Consider the following 15,654-nt stretch of genomic DNA (forward strand, 5'->3'; position numbering starts at 1 on the left):
GATTAGTTATATATTATCAGTTATAACTAAAAATATTAGCACGCAAGCCCTGTTCAGCCCTTTTGCGTTGATAAAACTTCGTGCTAATCGGAAAGCCTAGATTCCCAAGGGGTTCGCGTGTCCAAAAAGCCGACCATGTCCGATATCGCCACGACCTGCGGGGTTTCGCAGGCGACAGTATCGCTTGTCCTGAACAATGCTCCGGGGACACGTATCTCGGCATCCACGCGCGAGGCCGTGCTGCGGGCTGCTGCCGATCTCGGCTACAGCACGCCTGCGCGCCGTATCGACCGGCGTCCGCTTATCGCCATGCTCATCAATGAAGTGACGAGTTCACCCCATGTTGCGGGCCTGATCGAGGGCGCTGCGGAGGCGGCGAATGAACTGGGGTATCTGCTGTCGGTCATGCCGACGGACGCTGACGAGGCGGCCGAACACGCAGCTCTCGATCACCTCGCGACGATGCCGATCGCCGGCGTTATCTATGCGCGGCTGATCACGCAGCAGGTGACGCTTGCGCCACAGCTTGTGGAATGGCCGACTGTGCTGCTGAACTGCTATGCCGTCGACACGCCCTTGCCGAGTGTTGTGCCCGGCGATCTGTCGGCAGTCATGAAAGCGACGCTCTCACTGATCGATGCCGGGCATACGCGTATCGCCTATATTGGCGGCGAAGATTCGATCGAAGCCTCGCGTGAGCGCATAAAGGGGTATCGTCGTGCGCTCACGATGCACGATATCCCCGTCGACAACCACCTGATTATCAAGGGGCGCTGGACGATCCAGGGTGGCTACGCCGCGTTCAAGCGGCTTCAGGCGCTCGACGAGCCGCCCACCGCCATCTGCTGCTTCTGCGACCGTATCGCCATGGGTGTCTATGAGGCTGCAAAGGAAGCGGGGCTGTCGATCCCGCGCGATCTCTCGGTCATCGGTTTCGATAACGAATCCTATTCCGGCGACATGCTGCCGCCGCTTACGACCATGCAACTGCCTCACGCAGACATGGCGCGTTATGCCGTCGAAAAGCTTGCCGAGATGATTGCCGCGCCGCGCATGCGCCACGACAATCACAGGGTCAAGCTGGAGTGCGACATGATCGTGCGCCAATCAGTCGCGCCGGTGCCAGCCCGGTAGGGCAATCAGGTCGGGTCCGCTCCCATGACAAGACCCTCGATGTCGTGCTTTTGCGTGATCGGCACGAGTTCTTCGACAACCCGGCAGATGAGATGCTTTTTGGCAATCTCCGGCAAGGCGTCGTGCCAATCCTTGGTTACCATCATGTCATGCAGTTCCGCATGGCCGGCACCCGGCGCATCAACGCCCAGAACCATGACGGGGCGGGCGATCGGAGACTGATGCTCGGTACCGCGATGCACCGTCAGCGCCGAGCGGCAGGAGATGTCGCCGCGGCGCGGAAACTTGCGGGTTGCCCGGTCCTGGAAGCGCCCCCAGAGCGCCTTGTCCGGAAACATTTCATGCTTCCAATCGCGACCATCGTCATATTGCGTTCCGGAGGCAATCTCGAACGGCCCCATGTCTTCGGTGACATCGACGCCGGTCAGGTTGAAGGCGAGGGATGTGATTTTCCGGTCGCGATAGGTATCGACGGGCGAAGGAAAATCCCGGTGCCAGGGTTGGTATTTCGCGCCCTGGAACGGTACGTCGAGGCCGATCTCGACGATCTGGTAGTCCGGTCCGAGCACATTCCTGCAGACATCTACGACCCACGGATGGGTCACGAGGTCGACGAACCCACGGAAATCCTGTGGGTGGATCTCGACATACCAGCGGCGCGGCCCGCGGCCGACTGCGCCGCCCGGCCTTTGGATAGCCGACCAAAAGGCCGTCATCATGTCTTCGCGCATCCCGTCAGCCCATTCGGGGCTGAAAGCACCCTTCAGTCCGATAATACCATCCTCATGAAGCTGACCGACCTGCGCGGCGATATCATAGTCGAATTTGTGATGTGCGTTCATCGTTCTTCCTCCTCCGGAATAGAACGAGGCTACGGCAACTAATAATTATTAGTCAATGGAAAATTATTATTAGTTCCGATAGAAAGCTCCAGACGGAGGGGCGAATGAGCGGCCGGAAGACAATCAAGCGCGTAACCATGATGGATGTGGCGAAGCTTGCGGGCTGCTCCCAGGCCACGGTCTCTTTCGTCCTTAACAATGTTACGGACATCAAGATCTCCGCCGATCTGCGGGCGCGTGTTCTGGATGCCGCCAGATCTCTCGGCTATGGAACCGGCAGCCCGATCCGTCGCACGGCGATGGAGGAGCTTCGCGGCGGCTGTATCGGCTTCATCGTGGACCAGTTGGCCACGGCGCCGGAAGCGGTGAACGCCATTGAGGGCGCCCGCCAGGAATCGTGGGATGACGACGTCACTATCCTGGTTGCCCAGACGCAAGGGCGCGTGGAGCACGAGAAGCGGGCGCTGGATCGGTTGCTTCAGGCGGGGGCACAGGGCATCGTCTATATGTCGATCTTCACGCGCCGGGTCGCGCTGGATGCAATCTTCGACAATCTCCCGGTCCCGATGGTTTTGTTGAACTGCTACACCAGCGACGAGCGGTTCCCCGCCGTGGTTCCGGACGAGATTACTGGGGGCAGGATGGCGACGTCGATCCTTATCGATCTGGGGCACCGGCACATTGCCACCATCGTGGGGGAGAGTTTCATGGAAGCTGCCCAGGACCGGCTGAGCGGCTATCGGAAAGCCCTGGCCAAGGCGAACCTGCCTTATGATGATCGCCTTATTGCCGAAGGAGACTGGACCCCGACCTCCGGCTATGAGGCGACGCAGAGACTTTTATCTCTAACAGACCGTCCAACGGCGATCTTCTGCCAGAACGACAAGATGGCAACCGGCTGTTTCAACGCGATCCGTGATGCGGGTCTCAGCATCCCCGGCGATATCTCTGTTGTCGGTTACGACGACGACGAGATTGCTCGCCACATGAAGCCGCAGTTGACGACGCTCGATCTGCCGCATCGTGCGATGGGCGCCTGGGCCATCCGCCAGCTTGAAACGCCACCGCATGGCTCGAAATCTGTACACAAAATCGCCTGTTCGCTTGTGACACGCAATTCGTGCGCATCGCTTCAGAGATGTCAGTACCGGAACAATTCTCCTCAATAGCGTGCCGTTTGAATCTTCCCCAGGCGGTGCGGCCGCCCGGTCGATCGGCTACAACCGCGCGGCTTCCCTCGTCCACGCATAGAGCAGGAAGGCCTCGTTGGCCCCGCGAACGATGGGGGCAAACCTTGTATCATCTCCGGAGGACGCGTTATGCCGGATGTACCGGGCGTGGTGAATATCGAGGTTTGAAGGCATCCCGTACTTGTTGTCTCAAGCGACTTTTTCTTGTTTGAGGCCTGCCTCATTTTCTGTGATCAGCTTTGCTTCACCTTTATTTGAACGGACACGTGCGAAGCTGGACGGATAGGGCAGGCTCCTGTAAACTGAGCGGACATCATTATAAATTTCAAATTTTGAATATATCACGAGGGCAAAGCAAATGAAGAGTTACCTTATTGTTGCCGCCTTATTCGCAGCGATTCCTTTCACGGAGGCGAATGCGCAAGACATTTCACCGGATACTTTGAACATAGCTAAAACCGTCGAACAGTTGCAGGAGAAGATTAAGCAATCCACAGATCGTGGGGTGGTCCAACAAGCTGTATCAGATTTGCAGAAATTAGCTGATTCTGGCAATGCAGGTGCGCTGGTTCGTATCGGGGAACTTTATCGTGACGGCACTGTGTTTACCGCAGATCCACAGAAGGCATTCGAATCGTTTCAACGGGCTTCCGATGCTGGTAACGCCACCGGCAAAATTCGCTTGGGTGAAGCCTATATCCGGGGCATTGGAACGCAGGCTGATGTAGCCAAGGGCTTGACGCTGATCGAGGAGGTCGCTCAGACAGGTGACAGCGGGGCATTATTGACGCTCGGCGATGCCTATTCCCGCGGAGGACCCGTTCCGATCGATGGTCAAAAGGCGCTTTCCTATTATCAACGTACGATTGATACCGGCAATTCGGCTGCGCTGGTTCGCATCGGTGAACTTTATCGTGACGGCACTGTTGTTACCGCAGATCCACAGAAGGCATTCGAATCGTTTCAACGGGCTTCCGATGCTGGTAACGCCACCGGCAAAATTCGCTTGGGTGAAGCCTATATCCGGGGCATCGGAACGCAGGCTGATGTAGCCAAGGGCTTGGCGCTGATCGAGGAGGTCGCTCAGACAGGTGACAGCGGGGCATTATTGACGCTCGGCGATGCCTATTCCCGCGGAGGACCCGTTCCGATCGATGGTCAAAAGGCGCTTTCCTATTATCAACGTACGATTGATACCGGCAATTCGGCTGCGCTGGTTCGCATCGGTGAACTTTATCGTGACGGCACTATTGTTACCGCAGATCCACAGAAGGCATTCGAATCGTTTCAACGGGCTTCCGATGCTGGTAACGCCACCGGCAAAATTCGCTTGGGTGAAGCCTATATCCGGGGCATTGGAACGCAGGCTGATGTAGCCAAGGGCTTGACGCTGATCGAGGAGGTCGCTCAGACAGGTGACAGCGGGGCATTATTGACGCTCGGCGATGCCTATTCCCGCGGAGGACCCGTTCCGATCGATGGTCAAAAGGCGCTTTCCTATTATCAACGTACGATTGATACCGGCAATTCGGCTGCGCTGGTTCGCATCGGTGAACTTTATCGTGACGGCACTGTTGTTACCGCAGATCCACAGAAGGCATTCGAATCGTTTCAACGGGCTGCGAATGCCGGCAATTCCACTGGCAAAATTCGTCTCGGTGAGGCCTACATCAAGGGAATTGGCGTGGCTAAAGATGCGGGACGCGGTGTTGCATTGATTGAAGAGGCAACAAAGCAAAACAGCGGTGCGCTCTATACTCTCGGAGATTACCTCTATCGAGGCGATTTCCTTGAGGCAGATGGGAAGGCAAGTATACAGGCATTTTTGGCTTCTGCCGAATCGGGAAATGTCTCTGCTTACGTACGCCTCGGAGAAATTTACCGCGATGGCACACTGGTACCCCGGGATGTGCAGAAGTCGGTTGATTACTATCGCAAGGCATCCGAGATGGGACAGACCTCGGCTCTGTTGGCGCTTGGTGAAAACTATGTTTATCAGCGATACGGTAGAAAGTCTGACAAAGGAGTCGGTGTAAGGCTCATTGCGGAAGCTGCAAAGCAAGGAAACGAGCTGGCGGCTGTGTCTCTCGCCAGTCTGCAACTTTCGGGAAATGGAGTTCCGAAAAATGCTTCGAAAGCAATTAAGTCCCTGACTGCTGCAGCAGATGCCGGGAACGCGAGGGCCGCCGCTATGTTGGTGGCTATTTATCGCGATGGCCGAGGAAAAGACGTCTCCAAAAATCTCTCCAAGGCCCGTGACTCTCTTGTGCGCTACGAAAGCCTCTTTGCTCCAGGAGACTTGGTACGAGAAAAAATCGTCCTTTTGTCAGCTTCGGCAACATCGATCAATGATTTCGAACAATTATCGAAGTCGTTAGCCGCAGCTCCGCCAGCAATACAATCCGGTACAATATCGCGCTTACGCACTACTAATCCCAATGCATATGTTTATGTTGCACAGGAACGCCTGAAGCAGCGTGGGCTATATGCAGGTCCTCTGAATGGTCAATTGACTAGATCGACAATCCAAGCTCTGAATAGGCTTTGTGAAGAAAGTCCGGCTGCGCAACGGTGCGACAAGGGACCGCTCAATAGCTCGGCAGCTAATTTGATTTCCGTGCTTCTCAACTAACCTGCTCGTCAACCAGAAACGTCCGATAGTTTGAAAGCTCTTTATCGGACTCATTCTGCGCTCACCGCAAATTTAGGCTGAGCAGTCACTCAATTTTTTGGTGATCGCGGTTGAAGCGCGGACTTCAGAGCCTCTGTTTAAACGCGATAATTGCGGTCCGTACACGCGCAACATCCACCCGTGCTATACCAAACAGGAGCCCTGGGCGAGGGGCTGAAAGGTAGAACGGGGACATCGGCTGCAGCCCCTGTGCCGCCGGTCCCAATCTTGAGACTAGGGCGACGTCGTCGAAGTCCCTCTCGTGGAACCATGTCGCGAGTTGCAGTCCGCCCTGGCCTTCGGCGATATCCAGCCAGTCACAGCACTGCCGCTTAAGCGTAGAGACCATTGTCTGCATACGCTCGGCATAGCGCGCGTTCATCTGCCGAAGATAGGCTCTCAGGCGCCCTTCGCGAATGAAATCAGCAAGGGCGGCCTGGATGTGGATTGGGACCGCGAGGCCGCGGCGCTGCATTTCGAGCGAGGCCTCTGCCACGAGGTGCGTCGGTACAATCGCGTAGGCAACGCGCAGGCCAGGGGCGAGGATTTTGGCAAAGGTTCCGAGATAGGCGACCACATCGCCCCGGTCGATGCCCTGAAGCGCCGCGATCGGACGGGAGCCATATTGGAATTCGCTGTCGTAGTCATCCTCGACGATGAGAGCGCCCGTTTCCCGCGCGCGTTCGAGGAGAGCGAGGCGGCGTGGCAGGCTCATCGTCACGCCGGTGGGATATTGATGGGACGGGGTCACGTAGATCAGGCGGGGTGAGTGAGCATCGGCTCTGGAGACATCGATGCCTGCTTCATCGCAGGGGATGGCGAAAAGCCGAGCGCCGGCTTCCTTAAGGAGCCACTGGGCGGAGGGGTAGCTCGCCTCTTCCATCCAGGCGACATCGTTTTTGCTGTCGCCCGCTTTGATCATCAGGCGGGCCAAAAGATCAATCCCGGAACGGGTCGATGGCAGGATCAGGACCTGATCCGTGTTAGCGATAACACCCCGGCTTGCCGCGGCGTGCTCGAGCACCGCTTCCTTCAACGCGCGGATGCCGCAAGGGTCGTCATAGCTGAGATCGTGGATGCGCAGCGATCGCGCACGTGCGGCCAGGCACCGGCCCCAGGCGGCATGGGGAAAGTCTGAAACATCTGGTGTGCCCGGCCGGAACATGCCGTCTCCCGCCGGCGAAAGCTGGGGCAGGGCGGTGGGCTCACGCGACGGCCCGGATTGAACCCATGGGGAGGAGGAGAGCGTCGCAACACGGGTGGCGGAGCCCGTCTGAGCCTCAATGTAACCTTCTGCCCGCAGCCGATCATAGGCATCGACGACCGTCGAGCGCGAAACGGCAAGCACAGTCGCCATCTGGCGTGTCGATGGCAGGCGTTGCCCTGCGGAAAGCTGACCATCAAGAATGCGTTCGCGCAAGGCGCGGTAAATCTGGCCTTCCAGATCGCCGGCCTGACGGTCAAGCTCCAGCCATGGGGGTTGCATCGTTGTCATAAAACAAAGTGGACTGCTCAAAATTGGCTAAGTGGCCTTTTACATCAGGCCGCTTTCAAGAGCAATCTCGCGACCAATCGATGAGGTTGCCATGTATTCTCCAGATCAAACCAATGCCGACAATGTTTTCCCTACGACCGAGCGAAGCCGTCTGCGCCGTCGCCACGAGCGTGGCAGCCACAAACATGCCGACGTCTTTGCCGTGCTCGACGCCTGTCCCCTGGGCCATATCGGCTACACGCTCGATGGTACGCCCTATGTCACGCCGACGCTTCATTGGCGCGATGGCGACCGGGTGTATTGGCACGGCTCGGCGGCAAGCCGCTTCCTGCGCAAGATCGAGGGCATGCCGGTCTGCCTCACCTGCAGCATGCTCGACGGCTATGTGCTGGCCCGATCTGCCTTCAACCACTCGGTCAATTACCGTTCGGCCATGGTCTTCGGCAAGGCGCGGGTTGTCGAGGACGTGGGCGAGAAGACGAAAGCGCTGCGCTTCTTTGTCGAAGGCCTGTTTCCCGGCCGCTGGGAGCAACTGCGCCCGATGAAGGATCAGGAGTTGAAAGCCACGTCGGTGCTCTGGATGGAGATCGAGGAAGCGACGGCCAAGGTGCGCAACGCGCCACCCGGAGACCCGGAGGATGCGGATGTTCCCGTCTGGGCCGGGATCATTCCGGTTCGCAGCATGCTTGCGGATGCTGAGCCCCTATCGGGGCTTGAAGAAGGCCTTGCGCTTTCCGCCGAACTGGACGCACTGATCCGCTCCGGCCGGCTGCGCTGAACACTGGATTCCACTTGCGGAGCGTGCAACATGCGCGACGCCGGTATAACGAAAGACCGACAGGATATCGCAATGGAACTTTCCGATTGGAAGGGCGTGGAACGCCCACAACGTATCTCGCTGGAGGGGCATTACACACGGCTCGAGCCGCTGGACGTGGAACGTCATGGCCGCGATCTTTTCACCTCTGCCCAGGCGCCAGGTGCAGATGACCGGTTTCGGTATCTGTTCGAGGAGACACCGGCCGATTTGGATGCCTTCCTACCCTGGCTTGACAAAGCCTCCGCCTCGGAAGATCCGATGTTCTTTGCTGTCATCGACAAGGCGACGGGGCGTGCGGAAGGCAGGCAGGCGCTGATGCGCATCGATGCCGTTCATGGCGTCATCGAGATCGGCAATATTCTCTGGGGGCCGGCCATCGCCCGCACCCGCATGGCGACTGAAGCGCTCTACCTCTTCGCAAGCCATGCCTTCGACCAGCTTGGCTACCGCCGCTTCGAGTGGAAGTGCAACAATCTCAATGAACCGTCGAAGCGCGCGGCACAGCGGTTTGGCTTTACTTCCGAAGGCATCTTCCGGCAACATATGGTGACCAAGGGGCGTAACCGGGACACGGCCTGGTTTTCGATGCTAGATAACGAATGGCCGACATTGAAGGCCGGATATGATCGTTGGCTGCAGCCTGACAATTTTGATGAGAACGGTCAGCAGAAGACGAAGCTGAGCTTCTGACGATTACTGTCCATCGGGAATCGAGGCCGTCGTCTCAGCCGAGACGCCGCCCGGTACCGGCGTCGTTGGCGTGTGCGACAAGGCAAAGTGCAGTGCGCCCGAAACCACGAGCGAGATTGCCACGACGGCCAGCAATGCTCCCAATTGTGTCTTGACCACTTGTCCGTCCTTCCATCTGCAACGCGCACCTTACACCTGCCAAAGGACCGTATTTGTGCGACGCAATAATGGCCGTTTCCCAGGGAACATCGGCCATGGTTAACGTTTCCTCTTCGTGAACGCGAACCGGGGTAATTCCCGTCGTTTGTGGCAAAAAACCTTCGCCTTTTCTCTTGGGTACCGGCGCACCCGGCAACATGCTAACGATGCCGACGGAGTCGGCACTGCCTTGCCACAGAGGGTGGTCGCCACAGCATTGAAGAGATCGAGGACGACATGACGGAACGGACGTATTTTTCGCCAAAGGGTGGCCAGCCCGCGCAGACGGAGCTTTTGACCGGGCGCGCGGTGTTCACCGAAGCCTATGCGGTGATCCCCAAGGGCGTAATGATGGATATCGTCACCAGCTATCTGCCCTTCTGGGACGATACCCGCCTCTGGGTGCTGTCTCGCCCGCTCTCCGGCTTTGCCGAGACCTTCTCGCAATACATCATGGAAGTCGCGCCCGGTGGCGGCAGCGACAAGCCGGAGCCGGATGACGGCGCCGAAGGCGTGGTCTTCGTTGTTGAAGGCGAGATCACCGTCGAAATCGGCGGCGAGACCCATCGCCTCGGCCCAGGTGGTTTCGGCTTCCTGCCGCCAGCAAGTGGCTGGCGTCTGCGCAACAAGGGCTCTGTCCATGCCCGGTTCCACTGGATCCGCAAGGCCTACCAGGCCGTGGATGGTCTTGATGCACCGGAAGCCTTCTTCGTCAATGAGAAGGATGTCGCTCCGACGCCTATGGCTGGCACGGAAGGAAAGTGGGCGACCACGCGCTTCGTCGATCCCCTCGACCTGCGCCACGACATGCATGTGACCATCGTCACGTTTGAACCCGGCGCCGTCATTCCCTTTGCCGAAACCCATGTGATGGAACACGGCCTCTATGTGCTGGAAGGCAAGGCGGTCTATCGGCTGAACCAGGACTGGGTCGAGGTCGAAGCAGGCGACTTCATGTGGCTGCGCGCCTTCTGCCCGCAGGCCTGCTATGCCGGCGGCCCCGGCAAGTTCCGTTACCTCCTCTATAAGGATGTGAACCGCCACATGCGGTTGCCGCGATAATTGTCACGGAACGGCCGGCCGGAACTCCGTTCGACGAGTTGGTCGGTTCGGGCGCGAACGTAGCAATGCCCTTTCATTCGAAATCCAATTATGGGCTGTATTCATAATTCAAAGGTTATGAATTACGACCCATAATTCATTTTACATTACCATTCTGCCGCGCCAGTTTACGACCGGCTTATCAGTCAATGGAAAATTGGCGCCTGGGAGTGTGCCGATCATCAGGGAGGAACGTATGAAAAGGCTAGTCCTGGCCGCAATCGCGGCCGTTGTTATGGGCAGTGCTGCCTATGCAGACACGATCAAGGTCGGCGTCGTCGGCCCGTTCTCCGGTCCGTTCGCCCTGCAGGGGAAGAACTTCAAGGCTGGCATCGACGCCTATATCGCCACCCATGGCGACAAGATCGGCGACGACACCATCGAGATAGTGTATCGCGATCTGCCCGCCGCCGACCCGGCCCAGTCGAAGGCTTTGGCCCAGGAACTCGTCGTCAAGGAAGGCGTGCAGTATCTCGCCGGCTTCTACTTCACACCCGATGCCATGGCGGTCACACCGATCCTCAAGCAGGCCAATACGCCGTTGGTGATCATGAACGCAGCGACATCGGCCATCGTCACCAAGAGCCCGCTGGTCGTGCGCACGTCGTTCACGACCTGGCAAACATCCACCCCGATCGCCAAGGTCGCCCATGATGCGGGTGTTGAGAAAGTGATCTCGGTTGTCAGCGATTACGGTCCGGGTGTTGATGCTGAAAACGCTTTCAAGGCCGGTTTCGAGAAGGAAGGCGGCTCAGTCGTCGAGGCAATTCGCATGCCGCTTTCGACCAACGACTTCAGCCCGATCATGCAGCGCATCAAGGATTCCGGCGCGCAGGCGGTGTTTGCCTTCCTGCCGTCTGGGCCGACGACGCTCGGCTTCGTCAAGGCCTACAATGAAAACGGGTTGAAGGACGCCGGCATCAAGTTTTTCGCCCCTGGCGATCTGACGCAGGAATCCGACCTGCCGGCGCTTGGCGATGCCGCGCTGGGCATCCAGACGACGTTCCACTACGCCGTGTCGCATGATTCACCGGAAAACAAAGCCTTCGTCGAAGCCGCCAGCAAAGCGATCGGCAACCCGGCGGAACTTTCCTTCCCCTCGGTCGGCGCCTATGACGGCATGCATGTCATCTACAAGATGATCGAGGCAACCGGCGGCGAACAGGATGCGGAAAAGGCTGTTGAGGCGGTTAAAGGTCTTTCCTGGGTCAGCCCGCGCGGCCCTGTAACTATAGATCCCGAAAGCCGCCACATCACGCAGAACATCTATCTGCGCGAAGTCACCAAGGCCGATGACGGCACCTACTATAACAAGGAAATCCAGACCTTCGAAAAGCAGGGCGACCCTGGGCTCGCAGCGGCTAAGTGATTTTTTCAGCTATCGAATGTTGCCGCGTGCAGGGCGCAATTCGCATCGGGCGGCAACATTCATCCCAGGCATAGCCAAGTGCGCAGCCATGTCGTCGAAGTGGGCGAGCCGCCCGAGACGAGCCTAACCTGGAAGAACGGAACCACCGGATGCAGACATTTTTCAGCATAGCCGTTGATGCGATTGCCTATGGCATGGTGCTCTTCGTGATCTCCATCGGGCTTTCGGTGACGATGGGGCTGATGCGCGTCGTCAACCTCGCCCACGGCGCCTTCGCCATGATCGGCGGCTATATCGCCTCCTATGCTAGTCGCGATCTGGGGCTGGGCTATGGTGTCGCCGTGCTGATCGCCATCGTCGGCACGGTGTTGATTTCCATCCCGATCGAGCGCTTGCTCTACCGCCGCATCTACGGCGCGCCGGAACTGACCCAGGTGTTGATGACCATCGGCATCACCTTCTGCATCATCGGCATCGCCAACTATATTTTCGGCCCGACACTGAAGACCATTCCGCTGCCGGCGGAGCTGCAAGGCTCGACCAATCTCGGCTTCCGCTCTATCGCCAGCCATCGCATCTTTGCTATCGTCTGCGGCCTGCTGGTAGCTGGTGGCCTCTGGTATTGCATCGAAAAGACCGCGTTTGGCGTCAAACTGCGGGCTGCGGTCGACAATGCAGCCATGGCGGCAGCGCTCGGTGTGCGCACCGAGATCATCTATGCGGTTTCCTTTGCAGTCGCCGTTGGTCTCGCAGCCTTCGGCGGCATTCTTGGAGCGGAGCTGCTCCCTGTCGAACCCTATTATGCGCTGCGCTACATGGTGACCTTCCTTGTCGTCGTCTCCGTTGGCGGTGCGGGCTCCATTCCCGGTGCGCTGATCGCCTGTCTCGTGCTCGGCGGCATCGATACGACCGGTCGCTACCTGATGCCAGAATTCGGAGAGTTCTTCTTCTATCTCGCCGTCATCGCCATCATCTGCATATTCCCCAAGGGCTTTGCCGGGCGGGTGCGATAGGATGTCCATTGCCATGAACGACCGCCCTCTCGAAACCCCCGCCCGCCGGTCTCCGGCTCTCGGTCGCGATCTCATCGGGCTCGCAGCAATCATCGTTGCGGCCGGGCTCGGCTATCTGATTTTCCCTGACAATCTCGCCCTTCTGACGCGGATCATCGGCATCGCGCTGCTGGTTCTGTCGCTCGATCTGGTGACCGGCTATGGCGGCATTGCGACGCTTGGGCAGGCGGCCCTCTTCGGCTCCGGCGCCTATGCGGCAGGTATCGCATCCGCCCATTTCGGCATCACCAATCCCCTGCTGATGACGCTGTGCGGCATCGCTGGCGGCATGTTTGCCGGACTGATCTGCGGTTTCATCATTCTCAGGGCACACGGCCTGCCGCAACTCGTGCTCTCCATCGCGCTGATCTATCTGTTCCATGAAGTCGCCAACAAGGCATCCGGCTGGACAGGCGGTAGCGACGGACTTTCGGGCATCTCCACTGACGCGCTGTTCGGCGTTTTCGAATTCGATCTGTGGGGACGGACTGCCTACTTCTTCGGTGTCGGCCTGCTTCTGATGGTCATGGTGCTTTTGCGCCTGCTCGTGCGATCGCCCTTCGGCATGCTCTGCCGCGGCATCAAGGAAGACCCGATCCGCATCGCCGCCATGGGTGCTTCGCCCAAGGTTGCGCTCATCAAGATGTACGTGATCTCTGGCGCCGTTGCCGGGGTGGGCGGTGCGTTGAATGCCATCTCGACCCAAGTCGTCGGCCTCGACAGCCTGTCGTTCACCCAGTCGGCGGAAGCGCTGGTGATGCTGGTTCTTGGCGGAACCGGGTCTTTGTTCGGTGCACTCGTCGGTACGGTCGTCTTCATGCTGTTTGAGGACTATGTGTCCGCCGCCAATCCCTTCCATTGGCTTACCATGGTCGGTGCGCTTCTGATCCTGGTGGTGCTGTTTGCACCCAAGGGCATCTATGGAACCGCCGCGGCTTATCTTTCACGCCGAAAGGAAGTTCGCTGATGACCCCCGTTTTCGAAGTCAACGGGCTGAAAAAGGCCTTCAGCGGTCTCGCCGTCACCAATGATGTCAGCCTTTCCATGGCATCGGGCGACCGGGTGGCGCTGATCGGTCCGAACGGCGCTGGCAAGACCACCTTCGTCAATCTCGTCACCGGCCATCTGCGCCCGGATGCGGGCGATGTCCGGCTGAATGGCGAGGTCGTCACGGGGATCAATGCGACTGGTCGCGTGCGACGTGGCCTCGGTCGCTCCTTTCAGGTTACGCGGTTGTTTCAGGACATGACTCCGGCCGAACATGTCGGGATCGCCATTCTCCAGCGTGACGGCCGCTCCGGCCGCATGTTCGGCAACTTCCTGTCGATGCCCGATGTGATGGAGGAGGCGACCGGCTTGCTGTCGGGCCTCGGCCTTCTCGATCTCATGCACCGCAAGGTGAGCGAGATCGCCTATGGCCAGCAGCGGCTTCTGGAGATTGCCATGGCGCTTGCCCTCCGGCCCAAGGTTTTGCTGCTCGACGAGCCGGCGGCCGGGGTGCCGCAGAGCGATACGGGCAGGATCGAACGGGCGCTGGCTGATCTGCCGGCCGATCTTGCGGTGCTGATGATCGAACATGACATGGATCTGGTCTTCCGTTTTGCCAAGCGCGTTATCGTTTTGGCTGCCGGTACGATCATTTTCGATGGGTTACCCTCCGAGGTGACCAAGGATGCGCGGGTGCGCGAAGCCTATCTGGGGAGCTACGCCGATGCCAGCCACGCCGCTTGACGTCGAAAACCTGTCGGCTGGATACGGCCCGACACGGGTGCTTGAAGACATCTCGTTTTCGCTGCCGGCCGGGGGGCGACTGGCTCTCCTTGGCCGCAACGGCATGGGCAAGACGACGTTGCTTGCCACCCTTGCCGGACAGACACGCCGTTATGACGGCCGCATACGGCTGGGCGATGTCGATGTAACCCCGCTTTCAAGCGCCTACCGGGCACGGCAGGGGCTCGGTTATGTGCCGCAGGCGCGCTGCGTCTTCCCGACGCTGACGGTGGAGGAAAACCTGTTCGTCGGATTGAAAGACAGGCCGAAGACCGATCTCCAGCAGGCCTACGACATGTTTCCCCGGCTTTTCGAGCGGCGCCGTAATCTCGGCTCGCAGCTTTCCGGCGGCGAACAGCAGATGCTAACGACTGCGCGCAGCATTCTCGGTCGCCCATCCGTTCTGTTATTGGATGAGCCGCTGGAAGGCCTTGCTCCCGTGATCTGCGATGAGCTGATGGCCGCCTTCTCGCAGCTGGCTTCAACCGGCGACATGACGATCGTGCTGGTGGAGCAGCGCATCCAGAGCGCACTCGATTTTGCCGATCAGGTTGTCGTGCTCGAACGCGGTCGCGTCGCTTGGAGCGGCACGCCAAAACAGCTGACGGCAGATCACGATACGGTCGAACGACTGCTTGGTGTCGGCGGCCTGCACTGACGGCCTGATTCCCATCCAGAAACGTCGAAACCATCACGTGACCGGCGTATGCCAATGGTCACGTGATTTTTCAACGCGTCTAACATTTTGATTTATCTGGAAGAATTTTTTGCGTTTTTCACCTTACGAAAATTAAATTCTTATCCCTTGGAACTTTGCATTCTTTCGTGCATTTTTATTTCGTCGAGTTACGTCGACAGCAGAGTAAGTTCCGACATTGACGCGAGGAGACGCCGATGAACACTCTACTGCCAGAACTGCACGACGGCCATGCGCCGATTACCCTCCAGCAACTGTTTCGCGACGCGTTGGAGGCCTATGACGACTGGGGAAGCGGTGATCTGGTCCCCACGGTCGATTTCCAGGGCGAACGCATTTCGATCGCCGAGGTTTTCGACCATATGCGGTCCTGCACCGATATTCTGCCCCGCAACATGCTGATCGAAATCAAGGAGCGGCTGACGCGGCCCATGAACCGCCAGAATTCGCTCGATGAAATCACGTTTTCGACAGCGGCCAGGGTCATGTGCGTATTGCTTCGCAAGAGGGCCATGCACGACGACGATGCCAATCTCGCCGTGCTTCTGAAGCGGATGTCAGCTCATCAGATGAGGCCGTCCCGATAGTTGTGGCCGTGCCCTTCGGTAATGTCTCTCGAAGGGCA

At 58.6% G+C, this 15,654-nt stretch carries 15 protein-coding genes; 12 read left to right on the forward strand and 3 right to left on the reverse strand.

Annotation, left to right across the window (positions count from 1 at the left end):
* The first annotated feature begins 117 nt into the window (after positions 1–117).
* Positions 118–1,134, forward strand: coding sequence for a LacI family DNA-binding transcriptional regulator (locus QO002_RS22470; protein WP_307233989.1), 1,017 nt, complete (start codon positions 118–120; stop codon positions 1,132–1,134).
* 5 nt (positions 1,135–1,139) lie between these two features.
* Here QO002_RS22470 and QO002_RS22475 read toward each other — a convergent pair whose 3' ends face one another.
* Entirely contained in the window at positions 1,140–1,976 is an 837-nt protein-coding gene (locus QO002_RS22475) for a phytanoyl-CoA dioxygenase family protein (protein ID WP_307233991.1), read from the reverse strand.
* Positions 1,977–2,080: 104 nt separating this feature from the next.
* Between QO002_RS22475 and QO002_RS22480 the strand changes: the two genes are divergently transcribed.
* On the forward strand, positions 2,081–3,145 hold the full coding sequence (locus tag QO002_RS22480) for a LacI family DNA-binding transcriptional regulator (protein WP_307233993.1): 1,065 nt from the start codon (positions 2,081–2,083) through the stop codon (positions 3,143–3,145).
* Between the two features lie 379 nt (positions 3,146–3,524).
* Entirely contained in the window at positions 3,525–5,798 is a 2,274-nt protein-coding gene (locus QO002_RS22485) for a tetratricopeptide repeat protein (protein WP_307233995.1), read from the forward strand.
* Between the two features lie 124 nt (positions 5,799–5,922).
* Here QO002_RS22485 and pdxR read toward each other — a convergent pair whose 3' ends face one another.
* Positions 5,923–7,323, reverse strand: coding sequence for a MocR-like pyridoxine biosynthesis transcription factor PdxR (gene pdxR / locus QO002_RS22490; protein ID WP_307233997.1), 1,401 nt, complete (start codon positions 7,321–7,323; stop codon positions 5,923–5,925).
* A 100-nt stretch (positions 7,324–7,423) separates the two neighbouring features.
* Between pdxR and QO002_RS22495 the strand changes: the two genes are divergently transcribed.
* Both QO002_RS22495 and QO002_RS22500 read left to right on the forward strand, forming a co-directional pair.
* Positions 7,424–8,110 (forward strand): pyridoxamine 5'-phosphate oxidase family protein, encoded by a 687-nt coding sequence (locus QO002_RS22495; RefSeq protein WP_307233999.1) that lies wholly within the window; start codon positions 7,424–7,426, stop codon positions 8,108–8,110.
* A 72-nt stretch (positions 8,111–8,182) separates the two neighbouring features.
* Positions 8,183–8,842 carry a GNAT family N-acetyltransferase gene (locus QO002_RS22500; RefSeq protein ID WP_307234001.1) on the forward strand — a complete coding sequence of 220 codons (660 nt, stop codon included), beginning with the start codon at positions 8,183–8,185 and terminating at the stop codon, positions 8,840–8,842.
* A gap of 3 nt (positions 8,843–8,845) precedes the next feature.
* Here the strand turns inward: QO002_RS22500 and QO002_RS22505 are convergent, their stop codons facing one another.
* Entirely contained in the window at positions 8,846–9,001 is a 156-nt protein-coding gene (locus QO002_RS22505) for a hypothetical protein (RefSeq protein ID WP_307234004.1), read from the reverse strand.
* Positions 9,002–9,277: 276 nt separating this feature from the next.
* Here QO002_RS22505 and QO002_RS22510 point away from each other — a divergent pair, with 276 nt between their 5' ends.
* The 7 genes from QO002_RS22510 to QO002_RS22540 all read left to right on the forward strand — a co-directional run bounded on the left by QO002_RS22510 (position 9,278) and on the right by QO002_RS22540 (position 15,616).
* A complete protein-coding gene (locus QO002_RS22510; protein WP_307234005.1) occupies positions 9,278–10,102 on the forward strand; it encodes a bifunctional allantoicase/(S)-ureidoglycine aminohydrolase in 825 nt (274 codons plus the stop codon).
* 235 nt (positions 10,103–10,337) lie between these two features.
* Positions 10,338–11,510, forward strand: coding sequence for an ABC transporter substrate-binding protein (locus tag QO002_RS22515; protein WP_307234008.1), 1,173 nt, complete (start codon positions 10,338–10,340; stop codon positions 11,508–11,510).
* Positions 11,511–11,659: 149 nt separating this feature from the next.
* Positions 11,660–12,523, forward strand: coding sequence for a branched-chain amino acid ABC transporter permease (locus QO002_RS22520; RefSeq protein WP_307234010.1), 864 nt, complete (start codon positions 11,660–11,662; stop codon positions 12,521–12,523).
* Position 12,524: 1 nt separating this feature from the next.
* On the forward strand, positions 12,525–13,529 hold the full coding sequence (locus QO002_RS22525; protein ID WP_307234013.1) for a branched-chain amino acid ABC transporter permease: 1,005 nt from the start codon (positions 12,525–12,527) through the stop codon (positions 13,527–13,529).
* Complete coding sequence (locus tag QO002_RS22530) at positions 13,529–14,293, forward strand: ABC transporter ATP-binding protein (RefSeq protein ID WP_307234015.1); 765 nt, start codon at positions 13,529–13,531, stop codon at positions 14,291–14,293. The genes QO002_RS22525 and QO002_RS22530 overlap by 1 nt, the downstream gene beginning before the upstream one ends.
* A complete protein-coding gene (locus tag QO002_RS22535; RefSeq protein WP_307234018.1) occupies positions 14,274–14,990 on the forward strand; it encodes an ABC transporter ATP-binding protein in 717 nt (238 codons plus the stop codon). Before QO002_RS22530 ends, QO002_RS22535 begins: the two co-directional genes overlap by 20 nt.
* A gap of 236 nt (positions 14,991–15,226) precedes the next feature.
* Positions 15,227–15,616, forward strand: coding sequence for a BRA0787 family protein (locus QO002_RS22540; RefSeq protein WP_307234020.1), 390 nt, complete (start codon positions 15,227–15,229; stop codon positions 15,614–15,616).
* Positions 15,617–15,654: the final 38 nt, after the last annotated feature.

This window comes from Pararhizobium capsulatum DSM 1112, assembly GCF_030814475.1.
GTDB classification, from domain to species: Bacteria; Pseudomonadota; Alphaproteobacteria; order Rhizobiales; family Rhizobiaceae; genus Pararhizobium; species Pararhizobium capsulatum.

Excerpts from the sequence above, each read along its gene's own strand:
- QO002_RS22510 (WP_307234005.1), top strand. The coding sequence starts at position 9,278 with ATGACGGAACGGACGTATTTTTCGCCAAAGGGTGGCCAGCCCGCGCAG.
- QO002_RS22540 (WP_307234020.1), top strand. The coding sequence starts at position 15,227 with ATGAACACTCTACTGCCAGAACTGCACGACGGCCATGCGCCGATTACC.
- QO002_RS22495 (WP_307233999.1), top strand. The coding sequence starts at position 7,424 with ATGTATTCTCCAGATCAAACCAATGCCGACAATGTTTTCCCTACGACC.
- QO002_RS22515 (WP_307234008.1), top strand. The coding sequence starts at position 10,338 with ATGAAAAGGCTAGTCCTGGCCGCAATCGCGGCCGTTGTTATGGGCAGT.
- QO002_RS22475 (WP_307233991.1), bottom strand. The coding sequence starts at position 1,976 with ATGAACGCACATCACAAATTCGACTATGATATCGCCGCGCAGGTCGGT.
- pdxR (WP_307233997.1), bottom strand. The coding sequence starts at position 7,323 with ATGCAACCCCCATGGCTGGAGCTTGACCGTCAGGCCGGCGATCTGGAA.
- QO002_RS22525 (WP_307234013.1), top strand. The coding sequence starts at position 12,525 with ATGTCCATTGCCATGAACGACCGCCCTCTCGAAACCCCCGCCCGCCGG.
- QO002_RS22485 (WP_307233995.1), top strand. The coding sequence starts at position 3,525 with ATGAAGAGTTACCTTATTGTTGCCGCCTTATTCGCAGCGATTCCTTTC.
- QO002_RS22530 (WP_307234015.1), top strand. The coding sequence starts at position 13,529 with ATGACCCCCGTTTTCGAAGTCAACGGGCTGAAAAAGGCCTTCAGCGGT.
- QO002_RS22480 (WP_307233993.1), top strand. The coding sequence starts at position 2,081 with ATGAGCGGCCGGAAGACAATCAAGCGCGTAACCATGATGGATGTGGCG.
- QO002_RS22535 (WP_307234018.1), top strand. The coding sequence starts at position 14,274 with ATGCCAGCCACGCCGCTTGACGTCGAAAACCTGTCGGCTGGATACGGC.
- QO002_RS22520 (WP_307234010.1), top strand. The coding sequence starts at position 11,660 with ATGCAGACATTTTTCAGCATAGCCGTTGATGCGATTGCCTATGGCATG.
- QO002_RS22500 (WP_307234001.1), top strand. The coding sequence starts at position 8,183 with ATGGAACTTTCCGATTGGAAGGGCGTGGAACGCCCACAACGTATCTCG.